This is a genomic window from Microbacterium sp. C23T (assembly GCF_053345975.1).
In genome coordinates, this window is record NZ_JBKFBD010000003.1 from 184,931 (window position 1) to 199,825 (window position 14,895).

The following is a 14,895-nucleotide window of genomic DNA, read 5'->3' on the forward strand; positions in this document are numbered from 1 at the left end:
GGGCGGCGTAGGCTCACGCGCATGCCGACCCACACGCCGCGAGAACTCGCGCGAGAGCTCGGCTACCTCGACGAAGCGCGACCGGGGAAGGTGGTCCGCGACTACCTCCGCACCAAGTATCCGGATCACCCGAAGTACAAGCGCTGGATGCTCGATGATGCGCAGGCCGACGATGTCCGCACCCATGTGCCGAGGAAGCCGTGAGCGCGGACGAGACACTCGCCGCGCAACCGCGGTGCCCGGAGTGCGGCACGGTGCTGCGCGACGCACCGCCCGGTTTCACGTGCGCTCCCTGCGGGCTGACGTTCCTCCGCACCCAGACTTGACCGTGGGTTGGGCGTACACAGCGGAGCGGGGCGAGAGTACGCTGACTCTCGCCCCGCTGCTTGTTAGTTCAGGTCAGCGTGACATCCCGGTGCCGGCGTACGAGGCCGGTGCTACCGAAGGGCCCGGAGCGTGTGCTGCGGGCCCTTCAGCTTTTGGGGTGCGGGCGACGGTGACGGTCTGGAACTTCACCGACGCGCCGACGTTGTCCGCGACGACGTCGCGGGTCTCGCGGGTCTGCCCGGTCTCCTTGTCGGTGTAGGTCCCGAACCGGAGGTCACCGCTCACGATGACGCTGTCGCCCTTGTGCAGGGAGTCGGCGACGTTGCGGGCCTGCTGGTTGAAGACCACGACCCGGTGGAACACGGTTCCCGCGTCTTCCCAGGTGCCGGTGGTCTCGTTCAGCCGGCGGTCGTTGACGGCGACGGTGAACCGGGCGTACTCGGTGCCATTGTCGGTGCCGCCGTGTTCGGGGTCACCGGTGAGGTTGCCCTCGAGGGTGACCGGGATTCTGGTGGTCATGGTCGTGCTCCTTTCGGTGGTGAGTCACCCGGTGGGGTGTCTCGGTGGGCGTGGGCCGTGGTGGTCCACGCGTCCCATTCCTGCTCGTCGATCGCATGCGACCAGGAGCGGGGTCTTGTGTCGTTGTGACCGCTGGCGCAGCCGGCACCGGCACGGCTCAGGCGGGGGAGAGCGAGGGACAGCCGTTCGTGCCACCCGATGGGACCGAGGCCGGTATCGCTTTCGTCGAACGAGGCGAGGTGGGCGATGTGCAGCGCGGAGAGTTCTTCGACGAGAGCGCCGTGTTTCCACCAGCAGTTCGGGACCACGCTGACGGGAACGTAGTAGCGGACGGTGAACCACTCGACCCACGCCCGCAGGGCGACCCACATCTCGCGCGCGTCCCTGTCGGAGAGGCGACGCCAGTCGACGACGTGCACGCCGATCGGGTCGGAAGGCCCATCGTGGTCGTCGGCGGGGGGTCCGGTGAATTCGGCCGCGGGTGTTCCGCTGAGTCCGGCGGCGCGGATTCCGGCGAGTTCGAAGGCGAGGAGGCGTTCGATCTCGGCGGGGTCGGATTCGTTCATCGCGGTGCTCCGGAAGGGATTAGCTTGAGCCGGAGTCGCTGGAGGGCGAGTGCGGATGCGGTTCGTCGTGTGCGGTGCCGCGAGAGCACGAGATCCCGGTCGATGAGGCGGTGGAGGAGGTCGTGGCAATACGGGTGCATGGGTACGAGGTCGTCGTGGCGTTCGAACGCCCGCCATGCACCGTCGACGAACCGGACGCCGCCGTAGTCGAGATGATGCAGTTCGAGGCGCTCTTTGGGCGCGGGCTGTCCGCACGCGACGCAGGCGAGTGGTCGACCGAGTCGTTGCTGTTTGCGGAACCAGCGGTCGCGTCGTGCGAACCAGGCGGGTGAGCGGAGGAACTGGGACCGATAGGAGTTCCAGGACGCGCTCTTACGGCGGTTGCTCACTCTTCTGTCACCGCCTCGACGTCGTCTGGGAGCTCGGTCTGGACGGGGCGTGCAGGGGCGGTGTCGGAGAACACAGCGCGCTGTTCGTCCTCGGTCTGACGCTTGCCGTTCTGGATGGCGCGCGCATCGCGGCGTTCATCCCACCCAGCAAGGTCGAGAAGAACGCCACGGCGATTGCGATAGGCGAGCAGCCCGACCGTCTGCGGCATCCGTCGGATCTCGTCGACGGACATCAGCGGGAGGCGTTCGTGGTGCTCGCTGGTGTTGTGGCCGACCTCACGAGTCGACCAGGAGCGTTGCGTGCGGCGGGTCTGCCGAGTGCCGAGGAGGGCTTCGACATCGCGGAGGTGGTCGACATGGGATGCGCCGCCCAGGAGGACTTTGGCGGTGGCTGCCGCCCAGATGGTGTCGGCTTCGGCGCGCGACCAGGACGTCTCGGCCTGGGAGAGGGCTTGCAGGACGACGAAGGTGCAGATGCCGCGGCCGCCGCCGTCGGCCATGATCCGGGGCAGGTTTCCCCATCGGAACATGTTCGCGATCTCGTCCAGGATGAGGCCGAGCGGGTGGGCGAGGCGGGAGCCCGGGGAAGCGAGCGCCCGCACTCGAGCGACTTCGACGACGTCGTCGAGCAGCGCGCCGAGGAATCCGCCCATCGCCGACGCACCGGACGCGGACCCCACCAGGTACAGCGTGCTGGAGTCATCCAGGAACTCGTTCGGGTCGAAGAGATTGTCCCCGGGCTGGGGCATGAGCGCGTCGCGGATCTTGGGGACCGCGAGCGGGGCGACGGCGTTCTGCACGCCGAACCAGACGGAGGAGACGAGCTTCTCGTCGCCGGCGAGGGTGGCTTCGAGGTTGTCTCCCCATCCGGGGGCGCCGTCGGCCCGCAGCACATCGACGGCTTTCCGGGCAACGACGGGGCTGGTGCCCCAGTTGTAGACATCGGCGATGGTGCGGTCGCCGACCGCGGCCGCATGCAGCAGCCGGCCGAGCACGACGCCGGAGGCCTGCGCCCATTCCGCGTTAGTGGTGGATGCACCCAGCGCGGTGCCCGTGATGATGGCAGCGCCGCGCTGCATCGCGACCAGGGGATCCTCGCAACCGGCGATCGGGGAAACGCGCAACGGATACCGCACACCGGAGAGACCCTGCGGGTCGAACACATGAACCTCGCCACGACGTTGCCGCATCCGCATCGTGGCGGTGAGGTTGTCGTTCGTCGTCGAGGTGGTGATGAGCGGGCCCGACCAATCCAGGATCGCGGAGATCAGTACCCGATAGCCCTTGCCAGAGCGGGGCGGGCCCTCCAGAGCCACGGAGTCTTCGATCGACACGTACACGTCCATCCCGCGGGACCGTCCCACTCGCCAGCCGACATCGGTCGGCTTCGGTCGTGGGATGTCGGGCCGGAGCTGCCGAGCACGTTTAAGGATGGCCTTGGCGGAGAGGTGCTGGCGGATCTCGGAGGCTTCGGCGAACCCAGGGCGGGCGCGGAGGTCGCTGATGAACGAGCTGTCCGACGCCTTGTGCCGCCGGTACGCGACCACGGTGAGGATCGCGAGTGCAGTGATCACCAGGACGGCGAGGATGTCGGCGGCGCGGATCTGCCAGACCGGCAGCGCGCAGCCGTCCGGCGCTGTGTACGCCGAGGGGTCGCCGGTGACCGCGATGATCAGGCCGGAGAAGGGGCTGGTGGGTTGGGGGCGGGTGCCGCAGACCAGTTGGGTGACCGCTTCGGCGATGAAGGATGTCGCGAACGCCAGGACGATGCCGACGGCGAGGGCGACGGCGATCAGCCTGCTGCGGGCGGTGTCGTTCATGGCGGCATCCCGCTCACAGTTCCGCGACCGCTGCGGCCGCGACGTGAAGCCAGGCACTGCGGGCAGCGGTGCGCAGCGCGTCGTAACGCAGCGCCCCCGCCTTGAGCGCCGGATCGAACGGGATGCTCACCACCGCGCGCACGTGATCGGTGAATCCGTCGACGATGCGGTGCATCTCGCGCTGCGCCGAGGGCTCGGCCTGGGTGACCACGACGACGGCGTTCCGGGCTAGGTACGCGGATCGCTCGTCCCGCTGCCGCAGCGCGTCCAGCAGGAGTGCGGCGGACTCGGCAGACTCCGGGGAGGTGAGGGTTGGGATGACGAGCTGGGAGGAATGGTCGACCATCCGCAGCCAGCGTTCGGCGGATTCGTCGTTCCCGGAATCGAAGATCACCAGCCGGTAATAGCGTGCGGCGACTCTCATCAGCACATCGAACTCCGTCTGGGTGAGCCGCTGATCGGTAGCGAGCAGTTCCGGGTTCGACCGCAGCACGTCGTACCGGTCGACGGACTGGTGATGCACGTACCGGGAGATGTCGGAGATCGCCGCGTCGGGGGCGAGGAGTTCTTCCGCTGCGGTGAGCAGGTCGCGGACGGTGGCGTCGTACGTGCCCTGCTCGGTGCGCCAGCCCAGCGTGCCGCGAGTGTCGTTGTTGTCCCAGGCGAGGACATTGCCGCCACCGTAGCGGGCGAGCACCGCAGCGATCATGGCGGTCGTCATCGTCTTGCCGACGCCGCCCTTGCCATTGGCGACCGCGATCGATCGGCATCCCGCCCAATGCTTGGACACCGTCGCCTCCCACTCGCGTCGCGCGATCTGCGTAGGGGACGGCCGGACGATGCCCAGCCGGGCGAGCCACCCGGTCGCCGAGTCGCCGACCGGTGGCGTGGCGGTAATGAAGGAGGCGCGCGCAGGAGGCTCAGGGGCCGAGTCGAGGCCGGTCGACTCGCGCCCCTGAGCGGTGATGCTCACCTCCTCTCCGTTGTGTGATGACGCCTTCTCCGACGCGCGAGTCGGGTATGACGCCGGCTCCGCGTCGGTCGCGGGAAGCGCCTCGACGTCGCCGTCGCCGTAAACGAGGAAATGGTGTACGCCGCGATCACCGGAGGTGATGAGCTCCAGCGGAGTGCCGGCGGTGCGCGCAGCGTCGGCGGTGCGCGAGACGATGAGCTGCCGGATGTCTTGATCCCGGGTTGCGGCGACCGCGTGAGACCGCCCGTCAGGGTTGGTGACAGTCGCGGAGGTGCCGGTGACGGTCGCGATCACGCGCGGGTAGAGTGCCGTGGTCATGGCAGGTGCCTCCTTGTTGTGGACAGCCACCCGTCGAGACCTGCGTCCGGCTGGTCGGGCCAGAGGGAGTCGAGGGCGTCGGGGTCGATGAGATGCAGCGCGCGGTCGTCGTGGTCGGCGGGTCGGACCGCGTCGTCGGTCTTGAACAGCTCGTACTCCCACTGGGTGGATGTGGCGAAGCTGTCGACCAGGTAGGCGTATTGGCCGACGTAGGCGATGAAGGTGCCCATCCGCAGTTGCCGGGCGTCGGCGACGTGGGCGGCGGGGATGTTCAGCCGGGTCTTGAGTGCGTCGGCTTCCTGGTGGTTGACGCGGAACACGAACTTGTTCTCGATGTCGCCGATGATCGACAGCGCCAGGTTGTGTTCGCGGGAGCCGGCGGAGCCGACAGCGTCGAGGTCGCCGACCTTGTGCAGGATGACAATGTTGCTGATGCCGTAATGGCGGGAGAGCTTCAGCCACTGCTGGAACATCTGCAGCGCGGGCAGCGAGGTCATGTCCCGCCACCCCTCCTCGCGAACGAGGTAGCGGGTGGACTTCGCGGATCGATCTGAGATCACCGCCTGGATCCACGCGGTGGTGCATACCTGGGTGAGCTGCGCGACCAGCTCGCTGCGTGCGAACAGTTCGGATGTGTCGACGACGACGATCGGTGCGGCGTCATCGAAGGTGACGGTCGATTCGTCCTCGAACAGTCCTGACAGGTCGCCTTGCACGAATCGGCGGAGCACGAACTCGGGCTGCACTGCTCCTTCCGACAGTCGCGGGTTGCTGCCGGGGTCGGTGACGATGCCGCCGAGGTGGCGGTACACGTCACGGAGGGTGGGGTGGTCGTGGGATTCGCGGATGCTTCGGGCGAGGGCTTCGTGGACGGCGGCGTGTTCGACGGCGGTGAGACGCGTGCCCCCAAGGGTCATCTCGATCAGGGAGATAAGGGTGGTGATGCGGCGTTGCTGGACGAGCTGTTCGTCCTCGTCGTCGGTGGCGCCGCCGCGTCGCGGCCCACGGTCGAGCGGGTTGAGACGGGCGCGGGTGCCGCCGCCGATGCGGATCACGACACCGCGCGGGTCGGCTTCGGCGACGGCCACCCACTCGCCTTTCGGGTCGGAGGGGACCACGACCTTGTGCCCGAACGCAATCGACCGCGTCACCAGCATCTTGATGGTGCCGCTCTTGCCGGCCCGGTACGCGCCCAGCACGAGGAGGTTGGTGGACAGGGCGCCGCGGTCGGACGCGTCGATGTACGCCTCCCACGGTGAGAAGTGCCACAGCGCGTCGGAGTTCAGATCGATCCCGACGACCGGGCCGCGGTGCCCGAGGCCGGCGTCGGCAACGAAGGGGTAGATCCCGGCGATGTGCTGAGACGTGGCCTGGTGCGCGAGCAGGTTTGGGCGGGCGAGGTTCCAGTACCCGCCCCGAACGATGCCCGGTCCGAATGGACCTGCCACAGCGGGCTCAGGAAGGGCGACATCCCGCCGTTTCGCGCGTGGCGGTTTGTCATCGCGGGCCGCGTCGGTGACGGCCCGGCGCATCGCCCGGCGCTCTTCTTTCGTGGCGTTGGCGGGTTGGATGAACGCGACGTGGCGGGCCATCACTTCATCCCCAGCCCGATCGGCAGGGCGTTGACCATGAGCGCCTCGGCCTGCTGGCAGTACAGGATCTGCCCTTCCATCTGCGCACGGGCGAGCGCGTTGCGCATGCCGGCGACCGCCTGATCGAGATGCTCCTCGTCGCCCGCGGTGATGGTGAGGTACGCCCCGAACCGGAACTCTCCATGCCCCGCAGTGATCTGCTGTTCCTGCTCCTCCAGTGCCAGCCAGTCGGCCTCGTCGGCAGCGGCACCACCGACGCCGCGCTTGCGACGCAGCTTCTCGTTGCCCTTCCACACCTTCTTGTCGTCGGCGATCCGCTTCAGCGCCTGCTTGTCCGAAACCGGAGTGAGCACGATGGAGAGGATGTGGGTGATCGCAGCTCCGGTGGACGGCATCCGCGCGAACACGATCGGTTCCACGAAGCCGATGCTGGTGTTGGATCGCGGCCATTCGTGGATCCACATCGTGCAATGCACTCCCGAGTCGGTGCGAACGATGCCGTTGCGGTGTCGGGGCTCCTCGAGGTACATGGGGCCGATGGCGATCGGGTCCACGCCCGCGAGGTCGTCGGGTCGGTTCTGCACATTCGCGGCGAACGCGGGGTCGAACGCGACCCGACCGAGAGCGGCGATGTCTCGGGGCGACATCCATTTGCGCACGGTGATCCGCGCAATCCGCAGCGCGTCCGCGAGGGTGCGGGTCTCCAGATACGCGAGGGTGCGGATCGCGTCCTTCCCACCGCCCAGTGATTTCAGCTGCCCGCTGAGCGCGAGCAGATCGAGGGTGAAGGTGAGGTAGTTGCGGTGTGCGACGGCGTACCGTTCGGCATCGTCCATGGCGTGCTGGTAGTTCTGCGCGAACGGGGAGGACCGGTCGAGGTCGCGAAGGTTAGCGACCGTGTCGAAATGGTCGCGCGCCGCACGAATGGTGGTGGGCAGGGTCCGCTCCTGCAGGGTCAGTCGCTTGATCCCGGGCCTCTTCGTGAACGACGCGAGCACGGTCGACCACTGGGCGGCCAGGTCGAACCGCTCCGCGGCGTCATGCATCAGGAACCCCTGCACCTCGAGCTCGGCGGTCACGGACACGGACCGGTCATGGGGGTTGTAGACGCAGGCGACGCCGTCGACATCCCAGAGTTCGATCGAGGCGCGCACCCCGGGGAGGTTCAACGTGCCGGCGAGCTCTGTGCGTTCCGGCCGGTAGACCTCTCTGGTCGCGCCGGCCGCGTGGCGGATCTGCTTCATCAGCCACAGTCCGGCTTGCCGCGGCGCGGAGTCGTGATTGATGCGCAGCAGCGCGAAGACCCCGAGCGGCAGGTAGACCGGGATGCCGACGAGTAGCCCGAGGACGCCGAACCGGTTGAGCGCGATCAGCATGGCGATGGCGGCCGCGGCCATGCAGGTGACCTGCCATGGGTCCATCCCCATCACCACGCCCTGTCCGGAGCGGCGGGGTAAGCGGACCGGATCGGTGAGATCTGATGCGGTCATGACGGGGTCCTCTCAGCGCGCGATGGCGTTCTGGATTCCGGGCTCGAAGGCGGGTTCGCCCTCGGCGTCGATGCCGGGGTCGGGTTACCCGGTGCGCGTCGCGGCTCCTGAGGCGCCGAGTTGGCGGCGGTCCGACCCGGCTGTCCCGACGTCATGGGGCGACCACCGGGTGGCTTCGAGCCCGCGTCACTGGATGAGCCGGAGAAGATCGCAGTGCCTCCGGCGGGGTGGGCGTTCAGGCGGCTTGGGATGCGGGATGCCGAGCGGGCGGCGTTGCCGGCACCCCGAGCGGCCCGAGTGCCGACCCCGGAGCCGACCGAGTCGGCGGCGACCGCGCCGACGAAGCTGAACAAGCCGAACACCGCGAACGGGGCCAACGCGACCAGCACGAGCCCGATGAGCATCGGCCAGGATTGCGGGTCCCAGATCGTGTGCACTGTCGAGAGTCCGTTGATGATGAGCGCGACGAACCCGATCGTGAGCGGACCGGTCAGCAGCAGCACCACGACCGCGGAGACGTAGCGGACGATCCACTGGGGGCCGATGCCGCGCACGGGGAACAGCATCCACGCCACCGGGCCGACGGCGATGAGCGCGGCGAGGACGATGTTGCGGAATGCGAAGACGAGCATGAGCAGCAGCATCCCGAGCATCAATAGCCCGTGGATGATGAACGCGAAGAAGTAGTTCGCCTGCCCGCCCGCCCACATCACGCTCTGCAGGGTGGTGAACAGCGCGTCTTGCCCGTCCCGGCTCATGATGTACCAGGTCATCTCGTCGATCGCGTTGACGAGGTGCCCGGTGATCCACAGCGAGATGGGTACCGCCGCGACAGCGATGAAACTGCGCACCAGCGCTCCGACCAGTTCGGCCCGGTCACCCGACACGACAGCTGCGGTGACCGCCCACACCATCGCCCCGAAGGTGATGACCAGGATCGCCCACTGCCAGAACGACCACTCCTGAACGGCCGCAGTCCATAGCAGCGACGACGTGTCGAATCGCATGTTCTGCGAGATCGCAAACATCATCCCCGTCGCCGAGAGTGCCATCCCGCGACCTGCATTCTCAAACGTCGTGCAGACCAGGTCGCCCAGGGAGCAGCCGTACTCGACCAGCAGGGGAGTGCCGCCACTTGTCTTGATCGCGGCGACGTGCTCCTCGTATGTCGTGCACAGCGTTGACTTCCCGCCAGCCAAGAGCACATTGACGAAGCACTGCTGAGCCTTTGCTTCCGAGGCGCTTTGCGGCGTGCACGTGATCTGATCGCCCGACTGCAAGCAATCAACCGGGTAGGCCGGTGCTGACCACGGTTGGCCGGTGACCGGAGCCGTGTTGGCGGCTGCAAGGTAGTTCACCGTCACCGTCACCGGCTCGGCGGTTGCGTGGGCGGGGGTGAGCACGCCGACCGCGAGTCCGAGACCGAGCACGGTCCCGACAACGAAGGCGCGCGTCGTCCGCATCAGAATCCGAAGTCGAAGTTCACGAACCATTGGAACAGTCCCGACGCGGCGCCGAGCACCGCAGCAGCGATGAAGATCCACAGGATGTTCTCGCCGGCCCAGGTTCGTACCCTGTCGTTCGCCAGCCCCCGGAACGCAAGGGATGCGCCGGCGATGATGAGCATGATCAGGACCACGATCATCGCGCCGGCGAGGATGTAGGAGGCGATGACCTGGAAGCCCTGGAAGAACGGGGCGGAGAAGTCCGGTTGGATGTCGGGTACATCCACATCGGCGGCGACGGATTCTGGGTTGCGCATCATCAGCTCCTCAATCGGCGGTCATTTCAGCGGCAGGCCGAGTGCGGCCATGAACGGCTCCGGAGGTGCCGGAGTCCCGGACTTCCGCAGTTCGAAATGCAAGTGGCAGCCGAACGAGCGGCCGGTGTTGCCCTCAGCGCCGAGCGGCGTTCCCGCGCTGACCTCGTCGCCGACGGCGACGCGAAGTGAATCCCACTGCATATGGCCATAGAGCGTGACGATGTCGTTGCCGTGGTCGATGCGGACGGCGTTGCCGTAACCCTGGTAGTTCCCGGCAGTGATCACCTCACCTGGGCCGGCGGCGTAGACGGTCGCCCCGCAACCCTGTGCCATGTCGTAGCCCTGATGATCGGTAGAGCAGTAGCTGCATCCACTCACGGGGTTGTACCCGAACCCACGCCCCTTCGAGTACGGACCCGCGAGGGGATACCCCCACGCGCCACTCGCCGCCGGCCCGGTCGTCGCACTCTCGACGGGAGCGGATGCGCCCGCGCCGACCGCAGCGAGTGGTATCGCCACCAACGGGGTAAGCACCAGCCCGGTTGCGAGCGCGAAGAGCAGCAGCATCCCGATCACGATCTTGCGGCCGGTCCTCGTGTTCGCGAGGGTCGCTGCCGCAAGAACCGGGGCACCCATGTCAGGGCTCCAATGACCCCGAGAAGTAGCGGACTACCTTGCAGTCGCCCGGCTGCTGCGCCGAGCCCGGCGTCGGAATCGAATCGTCACCGCACAGGACCTGCACGCTCACTCGCACGTTCTCGTCATACGATGCCTCGCCGCCGCTGCCATCCGTGCGAGTGAATGTCAGCACGACATCCGCAGTGCCGATGTGCATGTCCCCAGAAGCGTCCTCAGGAACATCCATGTACCTGATGTCGCCTACGGTGGTCGCGACGACGCGCCCGCTCTCGTTCGCCAACGATTCCCACTCCGTCTCTGGCAAGACGATCGCCTGTCGGAGTTCGAGTTGCGACGCTTGCATGGCGTCTTCGCGGTCAGCCTCGGACGTGTAGCGGGTATCCGGGGTGAACCAAATATCGAGGTAGGTGAGCCATTCAGATCGGCTGCTCTTCTGCGTATCGAACGTGGATGCCGCGGCCAGCGCCGCCCGGACATAAGCGTCGGGATCGGTTGTGATCGGCTCGGGAATCCAGCCCCTGTCGCTCACAGCGGCGTCGACGAAGTCCCCGTCTGCAGGCAACGAGGAGGGGGGCGTTTGGCCCGCGGTGGGGGACGCAGGACTGGTCGGATCAGCAGTCGGCGCCTGAGACACCAGCGACGACACGATGATCGCCACGATCGCCGCGACCAGTACGAGCCCGCCCACGAGGGCCCACACCAGTCCGCGGCGGCCACCGGATTGCTGACGCATCATCACGTGCCCTCCTGAACACTCAGGGCGACACCGCTGCACAACAGAAGGGACCCGCGCGACGGACGCCGTGGCGGCATCCTACGCACGATCGAGGCGCGACGAAAATGAGGATCGTCTAATAAAGACGGGCGCAGCACGCCAGTGGGCCGACGCGTGGCCGCGGCCTCTCTCGCATCGTGACCGCAGGATACTCCGTGGAAAAAGTGGGTGTCTGTAGGCATTTTGGGGGACACCAGGCTCGCCGCGTGTGCCGCCGCACCTGGCTGTCGGATCTCCGGCCTTGACATGAGGGAAGCGTATAGCAATACACTCCGATTGTGAAGCATTTTCTGCTTCTGTCATCTGGACGATGAGCCGGGCGTTGCGGAAGACTGGACGGGTGCCTCGCTATACCCGACCCGCGAACAGCGACTACGCGGAGGATCCCATCAAGGCCTTGGGGAACATGATGCAGGCGACCATCATCGGTCACTTGCGTCGCAACCCTGCCCAGACTCGAGGCGAAATCGCCGAGGCGTTGGAGATCCCCGCCATGACCGTGGCCAATGGGATCGAGAAGCTGCTCGACGTGGGTCTCATCATCGCCGACCCTCCTCGCGACATTGCCGTGCGCGGACAGCGTGTCCGATATAGCGTCGACGACGCCGCGGTGACTGAGATGGTGATGAGGCTCGGACAAGTTCTTGGGGAGTTCTGACCCGCGTCAGATGAGGGGGATGGTCATCGAACTGACCATCCCCCCATGAAGCCACCGAGCGATTAGCCGCCGATCAGCGTCAGTCGAGTGGGGTCGTTCGCGAAGACTTCCTCCATGTTCGCGATGGTCACGATCTCCGGATCCAGGTGGAAGACCGGCACATCTGCCGCGCCATTGATCTCAGTCCTGTCGGGCTCAGGAAGCTTGCCGGTCGCCTGAAGCGTCTTGATGATCTCCACGGTCTTCGCCACCAGGTTGTCAGTGGGCTGGTAGACGGTGAAGTACTGCTGACCATCCCAGATCGAAAGAACTGACTCGTTCTCGGCGTCGAGGCCGGTGATAACGGGCAGTTCCTTAAGGGTGTTGCCCACCGACGTGAGGATCGCCCGTGCAATGCCGTCGTTCGGCGACAGGACACCGTCGATCTCGGTGTTCGAGTAGAACCCCGAGGGTAGCGAGTCCATGCGGGCCTGAGCCTTGGCGTTGTCCCAGTCCTGGGTGGCGGCCTTGGTGAACTCGGTCTGTCTGGACACAATATTTGTCCGTCACGAAGTGCAGCATGGACGCCGCCGTGCGGCTGTCACCTACTTATCGGGCCGACCACGTAACCCGCAGCCGACCGACCGACCGACCGACCGAGCCGAGTCCGGGTCGCCCCGTTGGGACAAGATTGTCCAACCCTGGCTGCCGCCCCCGCCCACTACGTCGGTGAGTTCTTGCGAGAGGCAGCTTCGTATCCGGCTTCATAAATCGACCGGAGCGACTCACGCGAGGGATGGGAAGTAGGGTGCGGCGAGGGTCTCTGCGAAGTCGCTCACGTCGCCGCCCGCGAGAGCGCGATCGCGATGGGGCCGAACCTGGACGGCTCAGCGAGCCGCCTCGAGGGCCGTCTTGACGGTGCCCTGCAGGTCGTGCCAGGAGGCGATGAACTTGCTGACGCCCTCGTCCTCGAGCACCTGCGTGACGTCGGCGAAGTCGACGCCGACGGCGGCGAGGCGGTCGAACACGTGGTGCGCGGCCTCGTAGGTGCCGGTCACGGTGTCGCCGGCGATCTGACCGTGGTCGAAGGTCGCCTCGAGCGTCTTCTCCGGCATCGTGTTGACGGTGCCGGGGGCGACGAGCTCGGTGACGTACAGCGTGTCGGGGAGGTTCGGGTCCTTGACGCCGGTCGAGGCCCAGAGCGGACGCTGGGCGTGGGCTCCGGCATCCGTCAGCGCCTTCGCGCGGTCGCTGGCGAACTCCTTCTCGTACAGCTCGTACGCGAGGCGCGCATTCGCGACGCCGGCGAGCGACTTCAGGCCCGCGGCCTCGTCGGTGCCGATCGCGGCGAGACGCTTGTCGACCTCGGTGTCCACGCGCGAGACGAAGAACGACGCGACGGAGTGGATCTGCGAGATGTCGTGACCGTTCGCCTGCGCCTGCTCGAGGCCCGCGAGGAAGGCCTCGATGACCTCGGCGTAGCGCTCCAGGCTGAAGATCAGCGTCACGTTGACCGAGATGCCCTCGGCGAGCACCGCGGTGATGGCGGGCAGGCCGGCCTTCGTCGCGGGGATCTTGATGTGCACGTTGGGTCGGTCGACCTTCGCCCATAGCTCCTTGGCCTGCGCGATCGTCGCGTCGGTGTCGTGGGCGAGATCGGGGGAGACCTCGATCGACACGCGGCCGTCCACACCGTTCGTGGCGTCGTAGACGGGACGGAAGATGTCGGCCGCGTCGCGCACGTCGTCGGTCGTGGCCGCGAAGATCGCGTCGTCGACCGACGCGCCCGCCTTGGCGAGCTCGCCGATCTGGTCGGCGTAGGAGTGTCCGCCGCCGCCGATCGCCCCCTGGAAGATCGTCGGGTTCGTGGTGACGCCCGACACGTTGCGCGTCGAGATGAGTTCGGTCAGGTTGCCCGACGTGATGCGCTCGCGCGACAGGTCGTCGAGCCAGATGCTCACGCCTTCGGCGACCAGCTTCTCAGTGGGGGTGCTCATACCAATTCCTCCAGGTTCAGGGGCCCGCGTCGCGGACCGGTCTCGTAGGTTGCGATCTGCCGGATGCGGCGTTCGTGGCACTCGTCACCGGAGAAGGGCGTCTCGATGAAGACGTCCACGAATGCCAGGATGTCCTCGAAGGAGTGCTGCCGAGCGCCCATCGCGATCACGTTCGCGTTGTTCTGCTCGCGAGCGAGCGTTGCGGTGTCGAGGTTCCAGACGAGTGCCGCGCGCACGCCCTTGACCTTGTTGGCAGCGATCTGCTGGCCGTTGCCCGACCCGCCGAGGAGGATGCCCAACGCATATCGTCCGTCAGCCCAGTCGCGAGCCACAGCGGATGCCGCCTTGAAGCAGAAGGCGGGGTAATCATCGAGCGGGTCGTAGACTCGCGGACCATGGTCCCGCACCTCGTGCCCTCTTCTCTGCAGGTCCTCTCGTAGTCGAGTAGACAGACGGAGTCCCGAATGGTCTGTCGCGATGTGGATGCGCATCGCTGCCTCGTGCTTACTTCGCCGTTGCGAGTTCGAGTGCTGCCGTGGCCGCGAGGGACTCGCGGGCGGCCTCGACGACGTGCTCGGCGGTGATGCCGAACTTCTGGAACAGGGTCTTGTAGTCGGCCGACGCACCGAAGTGGTCGATCGCGACGGAGCGGCCGGCGTCGCCGACGATGCCCCGCCAGGTGAGCGCGGAGCCGGCCTCGACCGACACGCGCGCCTTGACCGCGGCGGGCAGGACCTTCTCGCGGTAGGCGGCGTCCTGCTCGTCGAACCACTCGAGCGAAGGGGCCGACACGACGCGGGCGTTGACGCCCTCGGCGGCGAGGGTCTCGCGGGCGGCGACCGCCAGCTGGACCTCGGAGCCGGTCGCGATGAGGATGACGTCGGGGGTGCCGTTCGGCGCCTCGGCGAGGATGTACGCGCCCTTGGCGACGCCGTCGGTCGACGCGAAGACGTCACCCGATGCCTCGCCGGTGCCGCGTGCGAACACCGGGATGTTCTGGCGGGTGAGCGCGATGCCCGAGGGGCCGCCCTGACGGCGGACGATCTCGAGCCACGCGGCCGAGGTCTCGTTCGCGTCGGCCGGGCGCACCA

17 protein-coding genes are annotated in these 14,895 nt (G+C 67.2%); 3 read left to right on the forward strand and 14 right to left on the reverse strand.

Annotated features, from left to right (window positions below):
• The first annotated feature begins 21 nt into the window (after positions 1–21).
• Positions 22–204 (forward strand): hypothetical protein, encoded by a 183-nt coding sequence (locus tag ACLBXX_RS02900; protein ID WP_447656745.1) that lies wholly within the window; start codon positions 22–24, stop codon positions 202–204.
• A gap of 195 nt (positions 205–399) precedes the next feature.
• Here the strand turns inward: ACLBXX_RS02900 and ACLBXX_RS02905 are convergent, their stop codons facing one another.
• Complete coding sequence (locus ACLBXX_RS02905) at positions 400–846, reverse strand: single-stranded DNA-binding protein (RefSeq protein WP_056372729.1); 447 nt, start codon at positions 844–846, stop codon at positions 400–402.
• Positions 843–1,412 carry a hypothetical protein gene (locus ACLBXX_RS02910; RefSeq protein ID WP_447656746.1) on the reverse strand — a complete coding sequence of 190 codons (570 nt, stop codon included), beginning with the start codon at positions 1,410–1,412 and terminating at the stop codon, positions 843–845. The genes ACLBXX_RS02905 and ACLBXX_RS02910 overlap by 4 nt, the downstream gene beginning before the upstream one ends.
• 155 nt (positions 1,413–1,567) lie before the next feature.
• Here ACLBXX_RS02910 and ACLBXX_RS02915 point away from each other — a divergent pair, with 155 nt between their 5' ends.
• A complete protein-coding gene (locus tag ACLBXX_RS02915) occupies positions 1,568–1,744 on the forward strand; it encodes a hypothetical protein (RefSeq protein ID WP_447656747.1) in 177 nt (58 codons plus the stop codon).
• Between the two features lie 53 nt (positions 1,745–1,797).
• Here the strand turns inward: ACLBXX_RS02915 and ACLBXX_RS02920 are convergent, their stop codons facing one another.
• Genes ACLBXX_RS02920 through ACLBXX_RS02955 form a run of 8 tightly spaced genes read right to left on the reverse strand, consistent with a single transcriptional unit; the run spans position 1,798 to position 11,134 of the window.
• Positions 1,798–3,621 carry a type IV secretory system conjugative DNA transfer family protein gene (locus ACLBXX_RS02920; protein WP_447656748.1) on the reverse strand — a complete coding sequence of 608 codons (1,824 nt, stop codon included), beginning with the start codon at positions 3,619–3,621 and terminating at the stop codon, positions 1,798–1,800.
• 13 nt (positions 3,622–3,634) lie between these two features.
• The gene (locus ACLBXX_RS02925; RefSeq protein WP_447656749.1) at positions 3,635–4,912 is read right to left on the reverse strand and encodes an AAA family ATPase; all 1,278 of its coding nucleotides are present in this window, start codon (positions 4,910–4,912) and stop codon (positions 3,635–3,637) included.
• Complete coding sequence (locus ACLBXX_RS02930; protein WP_447656750.1) at positions 4,909–6,504, reverse strand: hypothetical protein; 1,596 nt, start codon at positions 6,502–6,504, stop codon at positions 4,909–4,911. The genes ACLBXX_RS02925 and ACLBXX_RS02930 overlap by 4 nt, the downstream gene beginning before the upstream one ends.
• Positions 6,504–7,994: an SCO6880 family protein gene (locus ACLBXX_RS02935; protein ID WP_447656751.1), complete on the reverse strand. Its 1,491-nt coding sequence runs from the start codon at positions 7,992–7,994 to the stop codon at positions 6,504–6,506. The genes ACLBXX_RS02930 and ACLBXX_RS02935 overlap by 1 nt, the downstream gene beginning before the upstream one ends.
• Positions 7,991–9,538 (reverse strand): hypothetical protein, encoded by a 1,548-nt coding sequence (locus ACLBXX_RS02940; RefSeq protein WP_447656752.1) that lies wholly within the window; start codon positions 9,536–9,538, stop codon positions 7,991–7,993. Before ACLBXX_RS02940 ends, ACLBXX_RS02935 begins: the two co-directional genes overlap by 4 nt.
• Complete coding sequence (locus ACLBXX_RS02945) at positions 9,457–9,756, reverse strand: hypothetical protein (protein ID WP_447656753.1); 300 nt, start codon at positions 9,754–9,756, stop codon at positions 9,457–9,459. The genes ACLBXX_RS02940 and ACLBXX_RS02945 overlap by 82 nt, the downstream gene beginning before the upstream one ends.
• Positions 9,757–9,777: 21 nt before the next feature.
• On the reverse strand, positions 9,778–10,392 hold the full coding sequence (locus tag ACLBXX_RS02950; RefSeq protein ID WP_447656754.1) for a M23 family metallopeptidase: 615 nt from the start codon (positions 10,390–10,392) through the stop codon (positions 9,778–9,780).
• Position 10,393: 1 nt separating this feature from the next.
• Positions 10,394–11,134, reverse strand: coding sequence for a hypothetical protein (locus ACLBXX_RS02955; protein ID WP_447656755.1), 741 nt, complete (start codon positions 11,132–11,134; stop codon positions 10,394–10,396).
• A gap of 376 nt (positions 11,135–11,510) precedes the next feature.
• Here ACLBXX_RS02955 and ACLBXX_RS02960 point away from each other — a divergent pair, with 376 nt between their 5' ends.
• Positions 11,511–11,828, forward strand: coding sequence for a hypothetical protein (locus ACLBXX_RS02960; protein WP_447656756.1), 318 nt, complete (start codon positions 11,511–11,513; stop codon positions 11,826–11,828).
• Positions 11,829–11,890: 62 nt separating this feature from the next.
• Here the strand turns inward: ACLBXX_RS02960 and ACLBXX_RS02965 are convergent, their stop codons facing one another.
• The 4 genes from ACLBXX_RS02965 to ACLBXX_RS02980 form a co-directional block, all read right to left on the reverse strand.
• Positions 11,891–12,361, reverse strand: a complete 471-nt coding sequence (locus ACLBXX_RS02965; RefSeq protein WP_447656757.1) for a substrate-binding domain-containing protein — start codon at positions 12,359–12,361, stop codon at positions 11,891–11,893.
• A 333-nt stretch (positions 12,362–12,694) separates the two neighbouring features.
• A complete protein-coding gene (gene tal, locus ACLBXX_RS02970) occupies positions 12,695–13,804 on the reverse strand; it encodes a transaldolase (RefSeq protein WP_447656758.1) in 1,110 nt (369 codons plus the stop codon).
• Positions 13,801–14,295 carry a ribose-5-phosphate isomerase gene (locus ACLBXX_RS02975; protein WP_447656759.1) on the reverse strand — a complete coding sequence of 165 codons (495 nt, stop codon included), beginning with the start codon at positions 14,293–14,295 and terminating at the stop codon, positions 13,801–13,803. Before ACLBXX_RS02975 ends, tal begins: the two co-directional genes overlap by 4 nt.
• A 13-nt stretch (positions 14,296–14,308) precedes the next feature.
• A partial coding sequence (locus ACLBXX_RS02980; protein WP_447656760.1) for a transketolase-like TK C-terminal-containing protein occupies positions 14,309–14,895 on the reverse strand: 587 nt, incomplete at its 5' end.

What these genes read in the sequence shown, in the direction of transcription:
- ACLBXX_RS02900 (WP_447656745.1), top strand. Translation starts at nt 22, where the DNA reads ATGCCGACCCACACGCCGCGAGAACTCGCGCGAGAGCTCGGCTACCTC.
- ACLBXX_RS02905 (WP_056372729.1), bottom strand. Translation starts at nt 846, where the DNA reads ATGACCACCAGAATCCCGGTCACCCTCGAGGGCAACCTCACCGGTGAC.
- ACLBXX_RS02910 (WP_447656746.1), bottom strand. Translation starts at nt 1,412, where the DNA reads ATGAACGAATCCGACCCCGCCGAGATCGAACGCCTCCTCGCCTTCGAA.
- ACLBXX_RS02920 (WP_447656748.1), bottom strand. Translation starts at nt 3,621, where the DNA reads ATGAACGACACCGCCCGCAGCAGGCTGATCGCCGTCGCCCTCGCCGTC.
- ACLBXX_RS02925 (WP_447656749.1), bottom strand. Translation starts at nt 4,912, where the DNA reads ATGACCACGGCACTCTACCCGCGCGTGATCGCGACCGTCACCGGCACC.
- ACLBXX_RS02930 (WP_447656750.1), bottom strand. Translation starts at nt 6,504, where the DNA reads ATGGCCCGCCACGTCGCGTTCATCCAACCCGCCAACGCCACGAAAGAA.
- ACLBXX_RS02935 (WP_447656751.1), bottom strand. Translation starts at nt 7,994, where the DNA reads ATGACCGCATCAGATCTCACCGATCCGGTCCGCTTACCCCGCCGCTCC.
- ACLBXX_RS02945 (WP_447656753.1), bottom strand. Translation starts at nt 9,756, where the DNA reads ATGCGCAACCCAGAATCCGTCGCCGCCGATGTGGATGTACCCGACATC.
- ACLBXX_RS02950 (WP_447656754.1), bottom strand. Translation starts at nt 10,392, where the DNA reads ATGGGTGCCCCGGTTCTTGCGGCAGCGACCCTCGCGAACACGAGGACC.
- tal (WP_447656758.1), bottom strand. Translation starts at nt 13,804, where the DNA reads ATGAGCACCCCCACTGAGAAGCTGGTCGCCGAAGGCGTGAGCATCTGG.
- ACLBXX_RS02975 (WP_447656759.1), bottom strand. Translation starts at nt 14,295, where the DNA reads ATGCGCATCCACATCGCGACAGACCATTCGGGACTCCGTCTGTCTACT.